Raw genomic sequence first — 19,300 nt, 5'->3', positions numbered from 1 at the left:
GGGCTGCCGCAGGCCCTCCCACGCCTTTTGTCGTCGACCCGTCACCAACCACCAGGAGATTGCCATGCACATCCGTCGCCCGATTGCTGCTGCCGCCCTCTGCGCCTTGGGCGCCTTGGGTACCGGTCCCAGCCATGCGCAAGGCATCCCGGTGATCGACGTCGCCAACCTGATCCAGACCGTGCAGCAGGTGCTCAACGACATCACCGCGATCAACAACCAGATTCAGCAGATCAGCCAGCTGCAAAGCCAGCTCAACAGCATCAACGGCCTGCGCAACCTGGGCGCCGTGTTCGACAACCCGGCACTGCGCAACTACGTGCCGGCCGAGGTCTACACCCAGCTGAACGCCATCGACCTGAGTGGCTACAACGGCCTGACCACCACCGCCAAGGCCCTGCGCGATGCTGGCATGGTCTACAACTGCCTGGACCTGGCCGGCAACGCCCGCGCCCGCTGCCAGTCCGCCCTGTCGCAGCCGTATCAGCAAAAGGGCTTGCTGCAGGACGCGATGAAGTCAGCGTCCGGCCGGCTCTCGCAGATCCAGTCCCTGATGGGCCAGGTCAATGCGACGACCGACCAGAAATCGGTGCAGGAAATCCAGGCCCGCATCGGTGCCGAGAACGCCCTGCTGGCTCACGAGATGTCGCAACTGCAGATGCTGCAGGGCATGGCCGACAGCGAGGAGCGCATCGCCCGCTCCCGCGACCGGGAGCGCCAGTATCAGATGCTGGGCCGCACCGGCAAGGTCGCCGATTTTCTGCCCTGATCGCCCGGGAGCTTCATCATGAACCACGCTCCAAGCACGCCCCCGGTCGATCCGATGATGGATTGGACCGACAACCGGTCCTGGGAGATGGATCGCGCCCAGCTGCTCGAACGCTCCGAGCGCCGGGCCTGGCGCGTCGCCATCGCGGCGGGTCTGCTCGCACTGACCGGCATCGCGGCAGTGTTCGTGCAAGGCCCTTTGCGGCGCATCGTCGAGATCCCGATCGTGGTCGACCGGGTCACCGGTGAGGCCACCATCCAGCAGCGCCTGGATGTCGAGACCATCCCGCCGCTGGAGGCGCTGGACAAGCACAACCTCGCGGCCTTCGTGCGGGCCCGCGAGGGCTACAGCTGGATGTTCCTGCAGCGTGACTTCGACCAGGTCGCCCGTATGGCGTCCCAGCCGGTGTTCACCGACTACGCGCGCCAGTTCGACGGCGACACCGCGTTGCAGAAAAAGCTCGGTGCCGGCGAAGACTGGCGCATCCGCGTCGTGGGTGTGCGCTTGTCGCCGACCGGCCGCAAGGGCAACCGGGGTGATGCGACCGTCACCTACGACAAGGTCGTACGCCTCACCGACCGCAACCTCGCCGAGGTCGTGACACGCCACGTGGCCAGTGTCGTCTTCCAGTACCAGCCCCGTGTACTGAGCAAGGAAGCTGACCGGCTGGAGAACCCCTTCGGCTTCGTGGTCACGGCCTACCGGTCCGACCCGGAAATCAACACCGCAGTCCAGGGAGCCAAGCCATGAGTCGCCGCATCGATCGAGCTTTGGTAACGGCACTGCTGTTCACCCTCATTTCTGCCGCCGCCGATGTCCGTGCAGCTGATGCAGTTGAACCACAGTTAGGTGATCCCCGGCTGCGCGAGGTCATCTACGACCCGCAGGCCGTCATCACCGTGCCGGTGCGGCGCGGGGTCGTGACTCATATCCAACTCGATGCCGATGAGAGCATCACCGAGGTCGCGGCCGGCCTCGGCGGCGACTGCAGCAAGCCCGAGTCGGCCTGGTGCGTGGTCGCACAGCCCGGTGGGCGCAGCCTGTTCGTCAAGGCCAGGAGCAGCGCCTCGGCGCCCAACAACTTGGCCGTCCTGACCACCCGGCGCATGCATGCGTTCGAGTTCGTTGTGTTGAACCCAGGCGACACGCGATCACCGGTGTATCGGCTGGCCGTGAAGGTACCAGCACCGGTGCCCAAGACCCCGTTCACGGAGACGAAGTCGGCACTGCCACCGTTGCCCGCGATGCCATGGTTGCCCGCGCCCGAAGCGGTCGTCCTCAGCCGGCTGCAGGCCAAGCCCGTGGTGCGCAACACGAACTACTCGTTGGCCGAGGGTGAGCACTCGCAGGACATCGTGCCGACGCTGGTGTTCGACGACGGGCGCTTCACCTACCTGCGTTTCCCGGGTCAGCGCGATGTGCCGGCCGCCTTCCAGGTGCTGGGTGATGGCAGCGAGGCCCTGGTCAACACCCGCATGGAAGACGACCTGCTGGTCATCGACCGGGTTGCGCGGCGTTTCGTGCTGCGCGCCGGTTCGGCGGTGGTCGGCGTCTGGAACGAGGCTTTCGACCTCGACAGTCAGACCTCGGCCGGGGGCACCACGGTCCCAGGGGTCACCCGAGCCCTGAAGGGCGCAGACCCGCCCATTCGTCGCAGCACTCCTGCCGGAGGATCTGACCATGACTGAACCGAAGCTGCCCCAAGGGCCTGCACATACAACCGACGAGCCAGTCGACGAGCGTGACAAGGCCCTGCCCAACCAGATCGAACCCTTGTCCGGCGAGCCCGGCATTCCGGATGTGGCCGCACGTGCCCCAACCGCCATGTCACGCAAGGGCCTGTTCGGGCTCGCGCTGATGGTCGTCTCGGTGGTGACGGTCTCGGCGTTCTCGATCCAGCGTTACGTGACGTCAGGCCCCCCGCCGGAACCAGCCGACGCCAAGACTTCGCGTGATCGACCCGCTGCGACGGTGACAGCACCCCGCCAGCTTGATCTGGGTGGACCGCTGTATTCGCCTGCGTCGGCACCCTCTCAAGCCGCATCCGCACCACGCATCCCTGCCATCCTGGCCAACGGCGACGAACGCGCCGAAGCCATCGGTGTACGCCGCACCACCTCAGCCAGCGGGCCCTCGGCTGCGCCAAAATCCCCCACGCCCGAGGATGCACCAGTCCTGCTGGCGTCCAGCCGACCCGGCACGATCGCACAGACGTCGGTCACCACCGAGCCGAGCTCAAGCCCGGACCCACTGGCGGCCACCCAGCGCAATCTGCAGGCCTATCAGAGCCAGTTGCAAGGGCTGATGGACACCTTGAGCCGAACCGCTGCGGCATCCACGCGCACCGAGAACCCGAATGCGGGCGTGCCGACTTCCGGACCGGTGAGAAATCTGGCGCCCATCGATCACGCGCCCAGCAGGGGCACTCACCCGCCCGGCGGCCAGTTGCAGGGTTCAGCCACGCCACGCGTCAGCGCCACCCTGCTCGGCGACCGCAGCCTGACTCTTCCCAAGGGCACGGCCTTCACCTGCGCCTTGAAGACCCGGGTCATCAGCGCGACCTCAGGCCTGGTCGGCTGCCAGGTCCAGCGCAACGTCTACAGCGACAACGGCCGGGTGCTGCTGATCGAACGCGGTTCGCACTTGGACGGCGAGTACCGCATCGCCTCGGTCAAGCCCGGCACGGTGCGCATCCCGGTGCTGTGGACCCGCATCCGCACGCCGCTGGGCGTAACGGTCGATCTCGATTCGCCGGGCACCGGGCAGCTGGGCGAGTCCGGCATCGATGGCTACGTCGACAACCGCTGGGGCGAACGCCTCGGCGCGGCGATGCTGCTGTCGCTGATCGACGACTCGGTCAAGCTGGTGATCCAGCAGCAGTCCGGCGAGGGTGCGGGCAATGGCGGCAGCACGGTCGTGCTGCCCTCGACCACCGCGCAGACCAGCAAGCTGGCCGAGAAGGTGCTGGAGAGCACGATCAACATCCCGCCGCTGATCTACCAGAACCAGGGCGGCCTGGTCGGCATCTACGTCGCGCGCGATGTCGACTTCTCGTCGGTCTACGAGTTGCGACCCGAGGCGGGCGAGCTCAGCCGCTGAGCCATCGGGAGGTCAGCGCCATGAACATTCCCATGAACACGAACCCGTCTGCCGAGGGCACGGACATCTGGTCCGGTGATGCCACCTCAGTGGTCGAGTTCCTGCGCCCCTTGCGCGCGCACCTCGACCGCCCCGGCGTGCTGGAGATCTGTGTCAACCAGCCCGGCGAGCTTCAGATCGAATCCGTCGACGGCTGGCAGGCCGTGGCGGCACCGGAGATGACCCAGGAGCGTTGTCTGTCGCTGGCCACGGCGGTAGCGACCTACTGCGACCAGCAGATCAACCAGGAACGGCCACTGCTGTCGGCCACCCTGCCCAGCGGCGAGCGCATCCAGTTCGTGATCCCGCCGGCCGTGCCACGCGGCACGGTGTCGATCACGGTGCGCAAGCCCTCGCAGTTGGTCAAACGGCTGGATGATTTCGAGCGCGAGGGCCTGTTCGAGCGCACCGCCGATGCGAGCCGCCTTCAGCACCGCGACGGCCCAGCCTTTGAGCGCGAACTGGTCACGCTCAGGGACACCGGTCGCTACGCCGACTTTCTTCGTCTGGCGGTGCGCCGCCACCAGACCATCGTCGTCAGCGGCAAGACCGGCTCAGGCAAGACCACCTTCATGAAGGGCCTGGTCGAGGAGGTGCCGCACCACGAGCGCCTGATCACGATCCAGGACACCGCCGAGCTGACGCTGCAGCACCATCCCAACGTCGTCCACCTGTTCTACAGCAAGGATGCCCAAGGCATCGCCCGTGTCACAGCCAAGTCGCTGTTGGAAGCCTGCCTGCGCATGAAGCCGGACCGGATTTTTCTGGCGGAGGTGCGCGGCGACGAGTGTTTTCATTTTGTACGGCTGGCCGCGTCGGGGCATCCGGGCAGCATCACCAGCCTGCACGCGGGGAGTTGCGCCCTGGCGCTGGAGCAGATGGCGCTGATGATCCGCGAGTGCAGCGCCGGTAGCGGGCTGCGCATGGACGAGATCAAGTCGCTGCTGGCTCTGGTGGTGGACGTGATCGTGCAGTTCGATCGCGACGAGCGCGGGCGCTTCATCTCGGAGATCGCCTACACGCCACGGCGCCTGCGGCTGGCCCGGTCAGCGCCGAGCGAGGGTGGGTCAGCATGAGCACCGTCGCGACCTTGCCGGGGTCGACCTGGTCGAGCCCACGAAAGTCCGCCGCGGTCGGGTTGGCGGTGGTGGCCCTGGGGCTGCTCACCGTGTGCGCGGTCTACCTTTCGGCAGCACTGTTTCTGCTGCTCAACAAGGCCGATCCGCGTCAGGTCGAATTCGGCAGCCTGCAGCATTACTGGCAGGCCTACAGCGCCGACCCTGCTCAGCGCAAGCGGTTGCTGGTGTCAATGACCGTGTCCGGCGTTGGCCTGCTGCTCGTGCTGCCCGGTGCGCTGCTGATGGCGGCGAAGCCCCGGCGCTCGCTGCACGGCGATGCCCGGTTCGCAAGCGCGACAGAAATCAGGCGGGCGGGCCTGCTCGGCGGCTCGCCCGCCGGCAAGCCCAGCATCCTGATCGGGCGCTACCGGGGCAAGTTCATCGCCCTGCCCGGCCAGCTTTCGGTGATGCTGTCGGCCCCGACCCGCAGCGGCAAGGGTGTCGGCGTGGTGATCCCCAATCTGCTGAACTGGCCGGACTCGGTGGTCGTGCTGGACATCAAGGGCGAGAACTACGAGGTCACGGCGGGGTTTCGTGCAGCGTGTGGCCAAGCTGTCTATGCCTTCGCGCCGTTCGATGAAGACGCGCGCAGCCATCGCTGGAACCCGCTGTCGGCGGTGCGCCCAAGCCCGATGCACCGGGTCGGCGACCTGCTGGCGATCGGTCAGGTGTTCTTCCCCAACGACGGCAGCGGTACCTCGTCCGAAGCATTTTTCAACGACCAGGCCCGCAACCTGTTTCTAGGCCTCGGTCTGCTGCTGTTGGAGACACCCGCCTTGCCACGCACGATCGGCGAGATGCTGCGGCAGTCGTCGGGCAAAGGCCGCACGCTCAAGGACCACCTGGCCGACCAGATCCGGCAGCGCCGCGAGGCGATCTCCGCCACCGGTCCCGCTCTGTCCGACGAGTGCATCGACGCACTGCAGCGCCTGCTGTCGAACTCCGAGAACACCTTGTCGAGCATCGTGGCGACCTTCAACGCGCCTCTGACGATCTTTGCGGATGCGGTGGTCGATGCCGCCACCAGTGCGGACGACTTCCGGCTGGAGGACGTGCGGCGGCGGCGCATGTCGATCTACGTGCGCATTCCGCCGAATCGGCTGTCCAGCGCGCGGCCCTTGCTGAACCTGTTTTTCTCGCAGTTGGTCAGCCTCAACACCCAGCACCTGCCCGAGCAGGCCCCCCGCCTGAAGCTGCAGTGCCTGCTGGTCAACGACGAGTTCACCACCATGGGCCGGGTCGGGGTGATCACGATGTCGGCCGCCTTTCTGGCGGGCTACAACTTGCGGCTGCTCACGGTGGTGCAAGCGATGTCGCAGCTGGACGCCGTCTACGGCGACAAGGAAGCGCGTACCTTTGCGACCAACCACGGCATGCAAATCCTGTTCGCGCCGCGCGAGCAGCGCGATGCGGATGAGTACAGCGCGATGCTCGGCCACTTCACTGAACGGGCTACCTCGCGCGGTCACAGTCGGTCGCTGGGCCCGAACGGCAGCCGCTCGGTCAGTGTCAATGAGAGCGACCAGCGCCGCGCGCTGCTGCTGCCGCAGGAGTTCAAGGAGCTCGGCGGCGAACGCTTGGTCGTGATCGCCGAGAACTGCAAGCCCATCCTGGGCGAGAAGATCCGCTACCACCGCGACGCGGCCTTCACCTCACGCCTGCGCCCGCCACCGGTGGTGCCTGCCATGGCGATGGACTTGCACCTGGCGCGCACCCAGCAGCGCTGGCGTGTGGCTGACGATGAGCTGGCGCCGGGCGAAACGCTCAGCCTAGATCAGCTGGCCCACGACGTGACTTTGCTGCCGGACGACCTGGAAGGCGCGCCCGACCAGATGGCCGACGTCCTGCTGGACTTCTTCAGTTCACGTCCGGTGGACAACAGCGCGGCCCTCGGTGGCGTGATCGAGCCGATCGCCGATGAGGACGGTGTCCTGATCACGGACACGCCTGTGGCCGAACCGATAACCCCCAGTTGACTCACCCAGGAGACTTCCATGCGCAGCCCTGTCTTGACTCTGCTCCCTGCCCTGCTGTTGGTCAGTTCCTGCGGCGCACCTCCCAAGCCTGCGTCGGTCGACGAGCTGAATCGGCGACCGGCCAACTCGGCCATGGCTGTTGAGCTGCAGTCTTGCCAGACGGACCTGCACAACACCCGTATCGATGCGGCAGAAGCGGCGCAACGCGCGGAGTACACCGCTGCCACGCTTGATCGCATGGTGGCGCTGCAACAGGCCGTCGCGCTGCTGCAGCCATCCGCCCCAGCGGCCCCAGGAGTTTCAGTCCCGAGCGAAGCCGTCATACCGAAGGCGAACAGCGTCCATACGGTGTATTTCGACTTCGCAAGTACGCGCGTGCAGATGCACACCGATGTGATGCGAGCGCTGATAGCGCAAGCACGAACGGCGCCCTTGGTGGTGCTCAAGGGCCGCACCGATGGCACACAGGACACGGTGAACGAGGCCCGCATCGCACGGGACAGGGCGATTGCCGTCAGGGAGCAACTGATCGCCGCCGGCCTCGACCCGAAACGGATCCGGACCACCTATCAGCCCACCGGCGACCACGCGGCCGACAACACGACAGCAGCCGGTCAAGCACGCAACCGGCGGGTCGAGATCGAGGTTTACACCGCCCTGCCGATCGTGGCTGCGCCCACCTCGTACCCGCAACCTTGACCCGGCTTCAGTGCGGACCGGACCCGACAGGAGGACAGCATGGACGACACCCCCTCACCCGTCGAACGCAGCAGCCCCGCCACGGGCGGCACGGTCGAGCCAGCCCATCGGGCGGCTGCGGCGACTGCGCGAAGTAAAACAGCGGAGGTTGACACTGGCGAGCGCTTTGAGCTGCGAGACCCCTTTGCAGAGGTGCTCTACAACGAGCGCAGCTTCGGCGCGATGGCCGCCAGGGCCGAGCAGCTTGGCGCGCTCCGCTTCACCGCTGTCGACGCCAACGGCCAGCGCTCGTTCGTTGAAAAGACCGACGGTGAGTGGCAACGCCGTCCGGTGAGATTACAGGCAACCACGCCTGAGCAGAACGCTGGCAATGTTCAGGCTCCCGCAGCAGAGCCCAGCCCGGCGAGATCAGCGCGGGACGAGCCTTCACGTCCAGCCCCCGACGACACCAAAGTCATGGCCCGCGTCGATGCCGCAGCCGAAGTCGAGCGAGCTGCGCGACTGGCACAACTGGAGACGGCACTGAAGGAGCGCTACATCATCAAGCAGGCGTCGGTGACCGTCGGCGACACCCCGATCGGCCGGACCGAGTACCGGTTCCGTGGTGATTCGTCCCGGGTGGCCTTCACCGAATCGACCTTCAGACTTGCCACCGATACCAACAGTCCCTCGGTGGCGCGGTCGATGGTCGACGTGGCCCAGACCCGCAACTGGTCCGCCTTGCGCATCTCGGGCCACGACGACTTCAAGCGTATGGTGTGGCTCGAAGCCTCGGTGCGGGGCGTCAAGGCGATCGGCTACGAGCCGAATCCGGCTGACCTCGAAGTGCTGAAACGAGAACGCGAGGCACGGCAGGTCAACCGCATCGAACCTGCGCCAGAGGCCACTTCGATTGCGGCGTCCGAGAAGTCATCGGCTCGTGGTGGTGGGGGGCGAAAGGCCGTACTGGCGGCGATAGAGGCGGTGCTGATCGCCAAAGGCATCTCAGCAAAACAACGGGAGGCTGTCATGACGGCAGCAGCTGACAAGCTCACGGCACGCTCGCGTGACGGACAGATGCCGAAAGTCAGGGTCTTTGACAAGTCGGCACCGGCGCATCGGCCTATCGCCGAGCCGACTCGGGATGGACGACAAGTCCGCGATCGAGCGTCACCCATCAGGTAAACACGCAACGAGGACAATGCCGCCCGAATCACGCACAACATTGGCCATGACCCGCTGACGCTCCTTGGCGCAAATGCCGCGCTGCCATCTGAACTCTTCCCTGACTAACCCGGCGTCATGACCACCGCAGTGACGCTCTGTCTGCCATCGACCCAGCGTCCCGGCTCATGCTTGAGCTCAAACGGGAGCACCCCTTCGGCTTTGCCGGTTCCGTTTTTCCTTGACGACATTAAGTCTCTCAGCTTGGGAGAAGGTTTCGGCGGCAAGGTCAGTATTCCAGTGAAGCGCAAGGTCTTTTCGTACCAAACAGTTGACCTTGTAGTGGCTTCAGGTTTTCTAATCCATGGGTTTAAACGAAATCTGCCCACCTGCCTGTACACATCAGATGACGCCCGCATTCACCTCTCGAACACGCTTACCCTTGTGGACGATTTTTATATTGACATTGATCGCACTGGATCAGCTAATAAAAATCGGTGTCGAAACATCGATGCCACTTGGTACTTCAATCGCAATAACTTCTGGCTTTAACTGGGTACATGTCATCAACAAGGGGGCTGCATTCTCATTCCTTGCAGACGCGAATGGATGGCAACGCTACTTCTTTTCGATCTTGGGGATCACCGTCAGTGCTGCGCTGATAGGTTGGCTATGGCAAGGACTCACCACTCGCCTGGAAACTGCAGCCTGCATTCTCATGGCGGGTGGTGCAATGGGTAATGTGATCGATCGCTTCCGCTTGGGTGCCGTAACCGACTATCTCGATTTTTATTGGCGTGATTTTCATTGGCCGGCTTTCAACTTTGCAGATATATCAATATTTTTTGGGGCACTGTTGTTCGGGTTGGCTTCTTTGACTGATCACACACCCAACAGACTCAATACGCTAGAGCGCGCCAATGATGAACCAAAAATCAATTGATACAGCAACAAATCTTCTGTTTGGTGCTTGGGGTATATCGCTGATAGCGACACTTGGCGCCTTGTTTCTCGGCGAAGTCATGGGTATGACGCCCTGTGTACTGTGTTGGTACCAGCGGATCGCGATGTTTCCGCTTGCCGTCATTCTGTTCCTGGGCCTGACCCCCTTCGATGCACGGTGTATTCGCTATGCGATGCCGCTGGTGGTTGCGGGTGTGCTGATCGCGGCCTATCACTGCCTGTTGTTTTGGGATGTGATTTCAGAAGGTTTTGTCCAGTGCAGCAAAGGCGCTTCGTGCAAGAGTGCTGAGTTGCAAGTGGCAGGCTTCATTCCGATCCCTCTTTTATCCCTGATGGCTTTCGTCCTGATCGGTTTGCTGTTGCTGTTTGCCAAAAGAAAGATGCAGAAATGAACTCCAAAAAATTAGCTATTGCGACTTTGCTGGCTGCTGGTGGTGCGTTTGCAGTAGGTGCTTTTAATTATCAAAATCAAACCAGCAAGCAGACTACCCAAGCAGTACAGGACAACAGTGAATCTTTGGTACGTCCTCACTCGCCTGTCCTGGGTAATGCCCAGGCCAAGGTGACGATCGTCGAATTCTTCGATCCTTCCTGTGAGACCTGCAGAGCTTTTTACCCTATCGTCAAGGGAATCATCCGCTCCAGTTTTGGCGAGGTTAAATTGGTGCTGCGCTATGCGCCACTGCATCAAGGCTCAGATATCGCGATCAAGGTCCTTGAGGCTGCGCGCCAACAAGATCTCTACTGGCCTGTGCTCGATCGTGTGATTGAAACCCAGCCGATCTGGGCTGCGCATTCCGGTCCTGACCCGGAGCGTATCTGGGACTTGGTGCGCGACACCGGTCTGGATATCGCCCGAGCCAAGAAGGCGATGCAGGATCCGGCCATCGAGCAAGCACTGCAGCAAGACATGGCCGACATGGCTGCATTGAAGGTTGCAGGGACACCGAGTTTCTTCGTCAACGGCAAACCATTGCCCCGATTCGGGGCCGACGAACTGCAAGCGCAAGTCAAGGCTGAATTACTGAATATTCAGAAGAAATAATATCTGTGTAAATCGGTGAAGGCAGCCCCGTTGCTGCCTTCACGTTCATCCGGCATCGGATACAAACAGCGTCATCATGCAGCCGGTTTGCCGCACTGGCCACAAAATTTGGCGCCGGGGGCGAGATTTGAACTGCATTGCGAGCAACGAGCAGGGGTCAGTGATGTGCCGCATTGTTGGCAGAAACTGGCGCCAACTCCATTTACGATCCTGCAATTGGGGCAATTGACGCCAATCTTTTGCACGCCTGTTGGCAGATTAACGTTGCCATGGTGGCGACCATGGTGACTGTCACGATGAGGTTCTTCATGATGCCCGCCGTGGCGGCGTTCACCGTGATGTTCATCATGATGAAAACCGCCATGATGGCGACCAAACAAGCTGTCAAAAATACTCATACAGTGACCCAGTTGGTTTTTGAAAAATACGTCAACAAGCTAAATTTTGACTTCATCAATTAATTCCTATTTGTTGAGCAATCGGAGACCATTGGCGACGACCAGCAAGCTGGCACCCACATCAGCAAATACCGCCATCCACATCGTGCCCGTACCGATCAGTGTTAGAACCAGAAAGACCGCCTTGATTCCCAGGGCCAGCACAATGTTCTGAATCAAAAGCGCATGGGTGTCGCGCGACAAGCGGATGAAGCGCGGTAGTTTGCGCAGATCGTCATCCATCAAGGCGACATCGGCGGTCTCGATGGCAGCCCCCGTGCCGGCTGCTCCCATAGCAAAGCCGATACGGGCGCGTGCCAGCGCGGGGGCATCGTTGATGCCGTCACCCACCATACCCACAGCGCTGTTTGTGCCCATCTTGCTTTCAACTGCTTTGACCTTGTCCTCGGGCAACAAGTCGCCGTAGGCTTCATCGATGCCGACCTGCGCCGCGATGGCCTTGGCGGTGTGAGCGTTGTCACCCGTCAGCATGACCGTCTTGACACCCAAGGCGTGCAGTTCGGCAATGGCCTGACGGCTGCTGTCCTTGACCGTGTCGGCTACGGCGAACAAGCCATGCGCGCTGTGTTCGTCGGTCAGCAAGATGACGGTCTTGCCTTGCTCCTCCAAGGCGGACAATCGGGCCTCTAGTTCGTCGGAGCAACGGCCTTGTTCATGAATCAGGCGGTGATTACCCAAGTGGTAGAGCTTGCCGTCTATCACCCCTCGGGTGCCGCGTCCGGGCAAGGCCTCGAACCGCTCCACGTTGCGCAAGGGAACACCATCACGCTGAGCGGCCTCAGCCAGAGCGCGTGACACCGGATGATCTGAAAGGTGGGCCAAGCTGGCAGCCAAACTGCGGACATCGGCTTCATTCCAGCCATTCAGCACCACGAAATCAGTCTGTGAGGGCTTGCCGTGGGTGATGGTTCCGGTCTTGTCTAACGCCAGCCACGTCAGCTTGCGCCCTTCTTCCAGGTAGGCGCCGCCCTTGATGAGAATGCCATGTCGAGCAGCAGCGGCCAAGCCGCTCACGATGGTGACGGGGGTGGAGATCACCAATGCGCAGGGGCAGGCGATGACCAGCAGCACGAGCGCTTTGTACACCCAGGTGAACCAGTCACCGCCCAGCAACAACGGCGGCAGGACAGCGACTGCCAAGGCCAGGGCGAACACCACCGGTGTGTAGACACGCGCAAACTGGTCGACGAATCGTTGCGTCGGGGCGCGGACGCCTTGAGCTTCTTCGACCGCATGGATGATGCGCGCCAGGGTGCTGTCGTCAGCGGTTGCCGTGACACGGTATTCGAAGGAGCCCCACTCATTGATGGTCCCGGCAAAGACCGCGTCCCCTTCGACTTTGTCCACCGGGAGGCTCTCACCCGTGATGGGGGCTTGATTGACGCTGGAGCCGCCGCTAAGCAGGACTCCATCCAACGCAATGCGCTCACCCGGTCTGATACGCGCACGGGCATAGAGTTCGACCGATTTCGCCTCGACTTCGCGCCACGTACCGTCGCGTTGCAATACCGTTGCTTGCTCTGGCGCCAACTGCATCAAGCCTCGGATAGCGTTGCGCGCACGGTCCAGCGATTTGGCCTCGATCAGTTCAGCCACCGTGAACAACACCATCACCATGGCCGCTTCTGGCCACTGACCGAGCAGCAGGGCACCCGTGACAGCAATGCTCATGAGTGCATTGATGTTGAGGTTGCCGTTGCGAACCGCGACCCAGCCTTTCTTGTAGGTCGTGATGCCGCAGGCTAGAACCGCCACGAGGGCCAACAGCGCGGCTACCCATGCGGGCAAGCCGGTCCAATGGGCAGCTTCCGACCCGATGGCCGCCAGACCTGCCAGTGCAAGTGGCCACAAGGGCTTGGCAGGCTCCACAACTGATTCCGTCTGTGCAGCGGAGCTATGGGCCACCTCGGGCGTGAAGCCCAGTGAGCGAACTGCGGCCAGGATGGGCTCGATGGCGTCCGGCGCGTGCGTCACGGTCAGCACGCGTTGCATCAGGTTGAATTCCATGTCGGTCACGCTCGACATGCCTCCCAGCTTCTTGCGCAACAAGCCCTCTTCAGTGGGGCAGTCCATTTGCATGATGCGAATGGGCGTTTTCATAGCGCTGCCGGTCGACACCGACTGACCAAGCCGAACGGGTGTTGCCGGGGTTGCAGGGGTGTCATGGTCACAACACGAGGCTGGAGCCGCCGGCATTGGCGTGGGTGCCGCGCAGCAAGAACCCTCACCATGATCGTGAGAATGACCGTGCGTATGGTCGTGTGAATGATGTTTGTGCTGGGCAGACATGATGTGGATCGAATGGACTGAATTCATTACACAACCTATAGTTACTATAGAGTCAATACATTTCTCTAAAGGCGTTATGAAAATAGGTGAACTGGCACAAGCAGGGCAATGCACCGTTGAGACGGTGCGTTATTACGAAAAGGAGGGCTTGCTGCCGGCCCCCGCTCGCACGTCAGGCAATTTCCGGGTGTACGGCGCCGAGCACTTGGAGCGCCTGCGCTTCATCCGTAACTGCCGTGCGCTGGACATGAGCCACGAAGAAATTCACGCCCTGCTAGGCTTGGCGGATCAACCTGCCGAAGGCTGCGGTGCGATCAATGCAGTGTTCGATCAGCACATCGCCCATGTCGATGAGCGAATCCGGGAACTCGTCCAACTCAAGCAGCAACTGGGGACGTTACGGCTGCGATGTAGCAGTGAACAAGCCGTGCAGCAGTGCGGAATTCTTCAGGGGCTGGCGGCGATGGAAACCGAGCAGAAGCAGGTACGACATACCCATGTGGGTTGAACGAGCGTGAGCTGGTGGGAGCAGGACCAGATCCGTGTACGGACAAAAAAGGCGGTTCAAACTTCCATGAACCGTCCTACGCTAATTCAGCAAAGCCTGACACACAGAAATCCTGACACCCCAGCAGGCTTCCCTCAGACAATTTACGGTCCACTCTTGAGTGAAGGCTGGGCCAACGCCAGCAACTCGACAAGAGCGATCCGATGGGGCGAATCACCGACGAGATCGAGCACATCAAGGCGCGCATTCGGGCCAAGGTCGAACACCCGTTCCAGGTGCTCAAGCGCCAGTTCAGCCACGTCAAGATGCATTACTCAGAATTGGCCAAGAACAGGGCGTAATTGCAGACTCTGTTCGCGCTGGCCAATCTGCCCCCGGCCTGGGTGCGCCTGAAAACCGGCGCGTGGCCGGTCGGGCGCAAAAACCCACCTCGAATGCGCTGATCGGCGGCTTGAACAAGCTCAGGTGGACGACTCGATGTCCATCAGTGCGGTGCTGGGTGGGTAATGCAGAGGTTCCCTAAGCAACACACAGTTCTTTACCGAGCAATCTGAATGGTTGTAACCATCATTTTGCTGCCCTCGTTGACGACCATGAACTTGACCTTGTCCCCGGGCTTCAAGTTGGTGAGCAGGCTCTTGTCCTTGGCGGTGAACACCATGGTCATGCCGGGCATGTCCATGTGTTTGATATCACCGTGCTTGAGAGTGATCTTTCCAGCCTCCATGTCGATCTTCTTCACCTCCCCATCTGTCATGGCAGCCTGTTGTGATGGGTCCATCTTGCCTGGCTCCATCGCTGTCTGAGCGAAGCCGCTTATGGGCACGGCAACCCCCAGGGCCAGAGCGGAGATAGCGAAAATCTGTTTGAACGTGTTCATGGTTTCTTCACGAGTAGGAGTTGAAAACCTGTGCCGAGCCGTCCTTCTGGACCAGCAGCACTTGGTAGGGATGGCGGCGTCCCTCATAGGTGGGACCATCCATCCCGGGTGACCCGAGGGGCATGCTCGGTACAGCCAGCCCGAGTGCCTGGGGTCGTTCCTTGAGCATGCGCCGGATGTCCGCCGCCGGGACGTGCCCTTCGAGCACATACCCTTGGACCAACGCCGTATGGCAGGAACCGAAGATCAACGGCATTCCGAGGCGAGCGCGGGCCAGGCTGTTGCCCTGATCGAGGGCGCTCACGACAAATCCGTTCTTTTCAAGGTACAGAACCCAGTCCTTGCAGCACTCGCAGGTCGGGCCCTTCCAAACCTGGACAGAAATCGGTTGTTTCTCAACAGCCAGGGCCAGCGAGGAGGCACCGAGGGCAAAGGAGCCAAGCAGCAACGTTCGCCGCTTTCGGTCTGGTTGGGCAGTGGCGAGTTGCATTGCAAGGACTCCGGTGGTCGTTAGAGTTACTTCTTAGCAACCTTGACCGCCCCCTTCATGCCGGCCTCGAAGTGCCCAGGCATCAAGCAGGCGAAATTGACCGCGCCAGCCTTGGTGAACTGCCAGACGATTTCACCCTGCTTGCCGGGGGCCAGCGAAACCTTGCTCGGCTCATCGTGCTCCATGTCAGGGAATTTCTTCATCTGCTCCAGATGCTCAAGCAGTTCCTTCTCGGTGCCAAGGCTCAACTCATGCTTAACCTTGCCATTGTTCATCACGATAAAGCGAACCGTTTCGCCCTGCTTGACTTGGATATCCGACGGCGTGTATCGCATGTTGTCGTTCATCTCAATATTGACGGTGCGAGCTGCTTTAGCTGCCACGCCGGGCTTGCCGATGGCGGTTTCTCCATCGTCATGGCCGCCTGCGTGATTGCCACCAGCAAAGGCGACACCAGATAGGGCCAGTGCGGTCAGGGCGGCGAGTTGTTTCGTGTGCGAAAGCTTGGAAGTCATCAGTGGGTCTCCAGGGGGTAAAAATATCTCAGTGGCCGCTGTGCGACGTAGGTTTTCGGACTTGAACTTCAGTGGCGCTGGCAGGTTGCTGGACGCGTGGCATGGATTGACCACCCTCCGCCTTGAACCGAGCAGGCTCAGCCAGCGGGCCGGTGTATTCGTGGGCTACCGTGCCTGCGGGGTGCTTGAACCAGCCCGGATCCTTGTAGTCGCCTGGCTTCTGGTCACGGCGTACTTTGAGGACACTGAACATGCCACCCATCTCCACCGAGCCGAACGGACCTTCCCCGGTCATCATCGGCGCGGTGTTGTCGGGGATAGGCATCTCCATCTCGGTCATGTCGGCCATGCCACGCTCGCCCATCACCATGTACTCGGGGATCAGGCCGTTGATCTTCTTAACCACACCGCTGTGGTCCACACCGATCAGCGTCGGCACGTTGTGGCCCATTGCATTCATCGTATGGTGGCTCTTGTGGCAATGGAACGCCCAGTCGCCTTCTTCGTCGGCGACAAACTCGACTTGACGCATCTGTCCAACCGCGATGTCGGCCGTGACCTCGGGCCAGCGTGAGCCAGTAGGCGTAGGACCGCCATCGGTGCCGGTCACGGTGAACTCGTGACCATGAACATGGATGGGGTGGTTCGTCATGGTCAGGTTACCGATGCGAATGCGCACCTTGTCGTTCAGGCGCACGTTCAGCGTGTCGATGCCTGGGAAGATGCGGCTGTTCCACGACCACAGATTGAAATCAGTCATCGTCATCGTCTTGGGCGTGTAGCTGCCCGGGTCGATGTCGTAGGCGTTGAGCAGGAAGCAGTAGTCGCGCTGCACCTCGTCGATCAATGGGTGCTTTGCCTTCGGATGTGTTACCCAGAAGCCCATCATGCCCATGGCCATCTGCGTCATCTCGTCGGCATGCGGGTGGTACATAAAAGTGCCAGGGCGGCGTGCCACGAACTCGTAGATGAAGGTCTTGCCGGGCTGGATGGCCGGCTGCGTCAGGCCGGACACACCATCCATGCCACTGGGCAAGCGCTGACCGTGCCAATGGACGCTGGTGTGCTCTGGCAGCTTATTGGTGACATAGATCCGCACACGGTCACCCTCCACCACCTCAATGGTCGGACCGGGACTCTGACCGTTGTAACCCCATAGATGGGCCTTGAAACCTGGCGCCATTTCACGCACGACCGGCTCAGCGACCAGATGAAACTCCTTGACGCCTTGGTTCATACGCCAGGGTAAAGTCCAACCATTGAGTGTGACTACCGGGTTGTAATGCTGGCCGCTGCTTGGCACCAGCGGCGCCATCGTGTCGGGGCGGGTCTGGATCACGGGCTCGGGCAGCGCGGCCATCGCCACGCGACTCACAGAGCTGGCTGCAACGGCACCGCCTGCAATGCCTGCGTATTTGAAAAACTCTCTTCTGGATGTCATGGGGAATTCCTGCGCTCAGTGCCCTGCACCGCCGCCACTTGGTGCGCTGGAGGTCGTAGAAAGCGTCGTATTGGTGGGCCGACCGATCAAGGTAGCCTGCAATGCTGCGTCGGCTAACCAAAACTGCTGTTCGGTGTCAATGGCTGCCATGACGGCACTCACTTGATCACGCGAGTCGGCTAGCAGCTCGAATACACCGATGATCATGCCGTTGTAGCGAAGCTGGTTTTCGTCCGAGATGACTTTCCGTAGCGGCACGACTTCGTCACGGTGATGGCGTGCAATGTCGTGGGCTGTGCGGTACGCTGAATAGCTCTCGCGCAAGCTGGATCCGGCAGCGCGCACCGTAGCCTCCAGTTGATTGGCGGCCGCCAGCGTACGTGCATTCATGACGTCGCGCTGTAGGCCACCCCAGTCAAAGAGAGGGAGTCGAATCCCGACCTCGTAGCCGCGAGAGCCTGATCGGGTGCCAGCGACGTTATCGAACTGGGTATTACGACGTGCAGTCAGTTCAATATCAGTGAAGCTAGTGAACATGTTTATGCCTTGTGCTTTGGCCGATGTATCCAGTTCGGCTTGTGCCAGCCTTATGTCCAATCGACCACGGCTCGCCTGGGATCCAATGGCATCCGGATCGAGTGCTTGCTTTGGAAGATCAGGTAAACGCTCTGGTAGCAAGAGCCTACTTGCTTGTGCCTCGTCAAGTCCCAGTAAACGCACTAGTTCCTCCCGGCTCGCCGTGACTTGATGACCAGCAGTCGCTAACCGGGTGGCGGCATCTGCATAAAAGGCCTGTTCGCGTGCCCGACTGAGTCGGTTGAACGTTCCGACCGACTGCAGGCGGCGAGCCAAGTCGGCGCCTGCCTCAGCGCTGGCATAGACCTGCTGCGCGTAGGTGAATGTCTGCTGGGCTGCTACAGCACGCACCCAAGCTTGGCGGACCTGCGTTACCTCATCAATGACTTCGCTGGTCAGGCGCAGTTGGGACTGCGCGATTCGCTGGTTCGCTAGGCCTTGGCGTCCAGGCAGCATCAAAAGGTCTAACAACCCGAATGACAAGGCACGAGTCAGTTCAAGATTGCCACCTGTGAGCACCATACGCTCAAAGCTGAACATCGGATTGGAGATGCGACCCGACTGCGCCGCATCAGCGGATTCCGCCCAACCACGTGCCAGCAGCGCTTGCAAGGAGGGACTATTGACAAGCGCTAAATGAACCGCGTCGCGTTGACCAAGCGGAGCTCCCAGTAGAGCCTCTGCAGCCTGAGTTCGCTGATCGCGTTCAGCAGGCGTGCGAGCGAGGCTCAGCCGCCCATCGGTAAAAGATCCCGCCTCGTCATTGACCCGGCGTACGTTTTGTTCGAGGCTGACACTGGCGCACCCCGACAGTACCGCCAGAGTGGCGGCTGACAAGACCAGTCGACCGCGAGAGGACTGCAGCACACGCCTCATGGCTTGTTCGCCTTCGACTCTTTGGCATACGCCTTCCAGCCACCAATACGCTCCACCCGATCGTTGGCTTCGCGCCATGACTGGACAGGTTCATCAGCGTAACCTTGGTATGCACTTAGGGAGGATGTGTACTGCAGCTTGGTCGGCGGCATCACCTTGGTCGACTCTGCCGGGGTCTGTGCTGCAGTTACGCTCGCGAGTAAGGTCAATGCCCAAGGGGACATCTTCCTAACGGCCGAATAAATGAAAAGTATTTGCATGTGCTTTTCGCGCTGTCTACTACTGAAACTGAGTGAAATGAATTTTGAAAGTCCAGCCCCGTCAAAAAGCTGTCGGAAAGATGACATTTCTGTCATGAAGACTCTATGTACGCGGAAGATCGGCACACTGGGAACTTGGTCACTTTTACCCAACAG

21 protein-coding genes and 1 pseudogene are annotated in these 19,300 nt (G+C 61.4%); 14 read left to right on the top strand and 8 right to left on the bottom strand.

Annotated features, from left to right (window positions below; genetic code table 11):
• Window positions 1-64: 64 nt before the first annotated feature.
• The 11 genes from AC5IG3_RS05940 (at window position 65) to AC5IG3_RS05890 (ending at window position 10,851) form a co-directional block, all read left to right on the top strand.
• Window positions 65-769, top strand: a complete 705-nt coding sequence (locus tag AC5IG3_RS05940; protein ID WP_491905371.1) for a TrbJ/VirB5 family protein — start codon at window positions 65-67, stop codon at window positions 767-769.
• Window positions 770-787: 18 nt separating this feature from the next.
• Window positions 788-1,519, top strand: a complete 732-nt coding sequence (locus AC5IG3_RS05935; protein WP_491905370.1) for a VirB8 family type IV secretion system protein — start codon at window positions 788-790, stop codon at window positions 1,517-1,519.
• Window positions 1,516-2,457, top strand: coding sequence for a TrbG/VirB9 family P-type conjugative transfer protein (locus tag AC5IG3_RS05930; protein ID WP_491905369.1), 942 nt, complete (start codon window positions 1,516-1,518; stop codon window positions 2,455-2,457). The genes AC5IG3_RS05935 and AC5IG3_RS05930 overlap by 4 nt, the downstream gene beginning before the upstream one ends.
• The gene (gene virB10, locus AC5IG3_RS05925) at window positions 2,450-3,868 is read left to right on the top strand and encodes a type IV secretion system protein VirB10 (RefSeq protein ID WP_491905368.1); all 1,419 of its coding nucleotides are present in this window, start codon (window positions 2,450-2,452) and stop codon (window positions 3,866-3,868) included. Before AC5IG3_RS05930 ends, virB10 begins: the two co-directional genes overlap by 8 nt.
• 20 nt (window positions 3,869-3,888) lie before the next feature.
• Entirely contained in the window at window positions 3,889-4,983 is a 1,095-nt protein-coding gene (gene virB11, locus AC5IG3_RS05920) for a P-type DNA transfer ATPase VirB11 (RefSeq protein WP_491905367.1), read from the top strand.
• Complete coding sequence (locus AC5IG3_RS05915) at window positions 4,980-7,001, top strand: type IV secretory system conjugative DNA transfer family protein (RefSeq protein ID WP_491905366.1); 2,022 nt, start codon at window positions 4,980-4,982, stop codon at window positions 6,999-7,001. The genes virB11 and AC5IG3_RS05915 overlap by 4 nt, the downstream gene beginning before the upstream one ends.
• An 18-nt stretch (window positions 7,002-7,019) precedes the next feature.
• On the top strand, window positions 7,020-7,700 hold the full coding sequence (locus AC5IG3_RS05910) for an OmpA family protein (protein WP_491905365.1): 681 nt from the start codon (window positions 7,020-7,022) through the stop codon (window positions 7,698-7,700).
• Between the two features lie 39 nt (window positions 7,701-7,739).
• Window positions 7,740-8,864 carry an LPD7 domain-containing protein gene (locus tag AC5IG3_RS05905; RefSeq protein ID WP_491905364.1) on the top strand — a complete coding sequence of 375 codons (1,125 nt, stop codon included), beginning with the start codon at window positions 7,740-7,742 and terminating at the stop codon, window positions 8,862-8,864.
• A gap of 385 nt (window positions 8,865-9,249) precedes the next feature.
• Window positions 9,250-9,786, top strand: a complete 537-nt coding sequence (gene lspA / locus AC5IG3_RS05900; RefSeq protein WP_491905363.1) for a signal peptidase II — start codon at window positions 9,250-9,252, stop codon at window positions 9,784-9,786.
• Complete coding sequence (locus AC5IG3_RS05895; RefSeq protein ID WP_491905362.1) at window positions 9,767-10,198, top strand: disulfide bond formation protein B; 432 nt, start codon at window positions 9,767-9,769, stop codon at window positions 10,196-10,198. The genes lspA and AC5IG3_RS05895 overlap by 20 nt, the downstream gene beginning before the upstream one ends.
• A complete protein-coding gene (locus AC5IG3_RS05890) occupies window positions 10,195-10,851 on the top strand; it encodes a DsbA family protein (protein WP_491905361.1) in 657 nt (218 codons plus the stop codon). The genes AC5IG3_RS05895 and AC5IG3_RS05890 overlap by 4 nt, the downstream gene beginning before the upstream one ends.
• A 74-nt stretch (window positions 10,852-10,925) precedes the next feature.
• On the opposite strand, the gene AC5IG3_RS05885 is transcribed toward AC5IG3_RS05890, so the two are convergent.
• Window positions 10,926-11,096, bottom strand: a complete 171-nt coding sequence (locus AC5IG3_RS05885) for a double zinc ribbon domain-containing protein (RefSeq protein WP_491905649.1) — start codon at window positions 11,094-11,096, stop codon at window positions 10,926-10,928.
• Here AC5IG3_RS05885 and AC5IG3_RS05880 point away from each other — a divergent pair.
• The gene (locus tag AC5IG3_RS05880) at window positions 11,025-11,312 is read left to right on the top strand and encodes a hypothetical protein (RefSeq protein WP_491905666.1); all 288 of its coding nucleotides are present in this window, start codon (window positions 11,025-11,027) and stop codon (window positions 11,310-11,312) included. The genes AC5IG3_RS05885 and AC5IG3_RS05880 overlap by 72 nt on opposite strands.
• Window positions 11,313-11,315: 3 nt before the next feature.
• Here AC5IG3_RS05880 and AC5IG3_RS05875 read toward each other — a convergent pair whose 3' ends face one another.
• Complete coding sequence (locus tag AC5IG3_RS05875) at window positions 11,316-13,409, bottom strand: heavy metal translocating P-type ATPase (protein WP_491905360.1); 2,094 nt, start codon at window positions 13,407-13,409, stop codon at window positions 11,316-11,318.
• Window positions 13,410-13,674: 265 nt separating this feature from the next.
• On the opposite strand from AC5IG3_RS05875, the gene cadR reads away from it, so the two are divergent.
• Both cadR and AC5IG3_RS05865 read left to right on the top strand, forming a co-directional pair.
• A complete protein-coding gene (gene cadR / locus AC5IG3_RS05870) occupies window positions 13,675-14,106 on the top strand; it encodes a Cd(II)/Pb(II)-responsive transcriptional regulator (protein WP_491905359.1) in 432 nt (143 codons plus the stop codon).
• A 164-nt stretch (window positions 14,107-14,270) separates the two neighbouring features.
• Window positions 14,271-14,444: pseudogene (locus AC5IG3_RS05865) on the top strand (transposase); the annotation flags it as partial.
• Between the two features lie 200 nt (window positions 14,445-14,644).
• On the opposite strand, the gene AC5IG3_RS05860 reads toward AC5IG3_RS05865, so the two are convergent.
• From AC5IG3_RS05860 to AC5IG3_RS05835, 6 genes are read right to left on the bottom strand one after another with little or no spacing between them, the layout of a single operon-like run.
• Window positions 14,645-14,986, bottom strand: a complete 342-nt coding sequence (locus AC5IG3_RS05860) for a copper-binding protein (RefSeq protein WP_491905358.1) — start codon at window positions 14,984-14,986, stop codon at window positions 14,645-14,647.
• Between the two features lie 7 nt (window positions 14,987-14,993).
• Window positions 14,994-15,476, bottom strand: coding sequence for a DUF411 domain-containing protein (locus tag AC5IG3_RS05855; protein WP_491905357.1), 483 nt, complete (start codon window positions 15,474-15,476; stop codon window positions 14,994-14,996).
• A gap of 26 nt (window positions 15,477-15,502) precedes the next feature.
• Window positions 15,503-15,991 (bottom strand): cupredoxin domain-containing protein, encoded by a 489-nt coding sequence (locus AC5IG3_RS05850; protein WP_491905356.1) that lies wholly within the window; start codon window positions 15,989-15,991, stop codon window positions 15,503-15,505.
• 28 nt (window positions 15,992-16,019) lie between these two features.
• The gene (locus AC5IG3_RS05845) at window positions 16,020-17,432 is read right to left on the bottom strand and encodes a multicopper oxidase family protein (protein ID WP_491905355.1); all 1,413 of its coding nucleotides are present in this window, start codon (window positions 17,430-17,432) and stop codon (window positions 16,020-16,022) included.
• Between the two features lie 15 nt (window positions 17,433-17,447).
• Complete coding sequence (locus tag AC5IG3_RS05840) at window positions 17,448-18,884, bottom strand: TolC family protein (RefSeq protein WP_491905354.1); 1,437 nt, start codon at window positions 18,882-18,884, stop codon at window positions 17,448-17,450.
• Window positions 18,881-19,240: a hypothetical protein gene (locus AC5IG3_RS05835; RefSeq protein WP_491905353.1), complete on the bottom strand. Its 360-nt coding sequence runs from the start codon at window positions 19,238-19,240 to the stop codon at window positions 18,881-18,883. Before AC5IG3_RS05835 ends, AC5IG3_RS05840 begins: the two co-directional genes overlap by 4 nt.
• Window positions 19,241-19,300: the final 60 nt, after the last annotated feature.

Origin of the sequence: Leptothrix sp. (in: b-proteobacteria), from assembly GCF_965250675.1 — a bacterium.
Classification (GTDB): domain Bacteria; phylum Pseudomonadota; class Gammaproteobacteria; order Burkholderiales; family Burkholderiaceae_C; genus Sphaerotilus.
Note: the sequence above shows the minus strand (reverse complement) of the source record. Positions and strands in the feature narration are given on the sequence as shown.

Excerpts from the sequence above, each read along its gene's own strand:
- AC5IG3_RS05940 (WP_491905371.1), top strand. The coding sequence starts at position 65 with ATGCACATCCGTCGCCCGATTGCTGCTGCCGCCCTCTGCGCCTTGGGC.
- AC5IG3_RS05935 (WP_491905370.1), top strand. The coding sequence starts at position 788 with ATGAACCACGCTCCAAGCACGCCCCCGGTCGATCCGATGATGGATTGG.
- AC5IG3_RS05930 (WP_491905369.1), top strand. The coding sequence starts at position 1,516 with ATGAGTCGCCGCATCGATCGAGCTTTGGTAACGGCACTGCTGTTCACC.
- virB10 (WP_491905368.1), top strand. The coding sequence starts at position 2,450 with ATGACTGAACCGAAGCTGCCCCAAGGGCCTGCACATACAACCGACGAG.
- virB11 (WP_491905367.1), top strand. The coding sequence starts at position 3,889 with ATGAACATTCCCATGAACACGAACCCGTCTGCCGAGGGCACGGACATC.
- AC5IG3_RS05915 (WP_491905366.1), top strand. The coding sequence starts at position 4,980 with ATGAGCACCGTCGCGACCTTGCCGGGGTCGACCTGGTCGAGCCCACGA.
- AC5IG3_RS05910 (WP_491905365.1), top strand. The coding sequence starts at position 7,020 with ATGCGCAGCCCTGTCTTGACTCTGCTCCCTGCCCTGCTGTTGGTCAGT.
- AC5IG3_RS05905 (WP_491905364.1), top strand. The coding sequence starts at position 7,740 with ATGGACGACACCCCCTCACCCGTCGAACGCAGCAGCCCCGCCACGGGC.
- lspA (WP_491905363.1), top strand. The coding sequence starts at position 9,250 with ATGACGCCCGCATTCACCTCTCGAACACGCTTACCCTTGTGGACGATT.
- AC5IG3_RS05895 (WP_491905362.1), top strand. The coding sequence starts at position 9,767 with ATGAACCAAAAATCAATTGATACAGCAACAAATCTTCTGTTTGGTGCT.
- AC5IG3_RS05890 (WP_491905361.1), top strand. The coding sequence starts at position 10,195 with ATGAACTCCAAAAAATTAGCTATTGCGACTTTGCTGGCTGCTGGTGGT.
- AC5IG3_RS05875 (WP_491905360.1), bottom strand. The coding sequence starts at position 13,409 with ATGAAAACGCCCATTCGCATCATGCAAATGGACTGCCCCACTGAAGAG.
- cadR (WP_491905359.1), top strand. The coding sequence starts at position 13,675 with ATGAAAATAGGTGAACTGGCACAAGCAGGGCAATGCACCGTTGAGACG.
- AC5IG3_RS05860 (WP_491905358.1), bottom strand. The coding sequence starts at position 14,986 with ATGAACACGTTCAAACAGATTTTCGCTATCTCCGCTCTGGCCCTGGGG.
- AC5IG3_RS05855 (WP_491905357.1), bottom strand. The coding sequence starts at position 15,476 with ATGCAACTCGCCACTGCCCAACCAGACCGAAAGCGGCGAACGTTGCTG.
- AC5IG3_RS05850 (WP_491905356.1), bottom strand. The coding sequence starts at position 15,991 with ATGACTTCCAAGCTTTCGCACACGAAACAACTCGCCGCCCTGACCGCA.
- AC5IG3_RS05845 (WP_491905355.1), bottom strand. The coding sequence starts at position 17,432 with ATGACATCCAGAAGAGAGTTTTTCAAATACGCAGGCATTGCAGGCGGT.
- AC5IG3_RS05840 (WP_491905354.1), bottom strand. The coding sequence starts at position 18,884 with ATGAGGCGTGTGCTGCAGTCCTCTCGCGGTCGACTGGTCTTGTCAGCC.
- AC5IG3_RS05835 (WP_491905353.1), bottom strand. The coding sequence starts at position 19,240 with ATGACAGAAATGTCATCTTTCCGACAGCTTTTTGACGGGGCTGGACTT.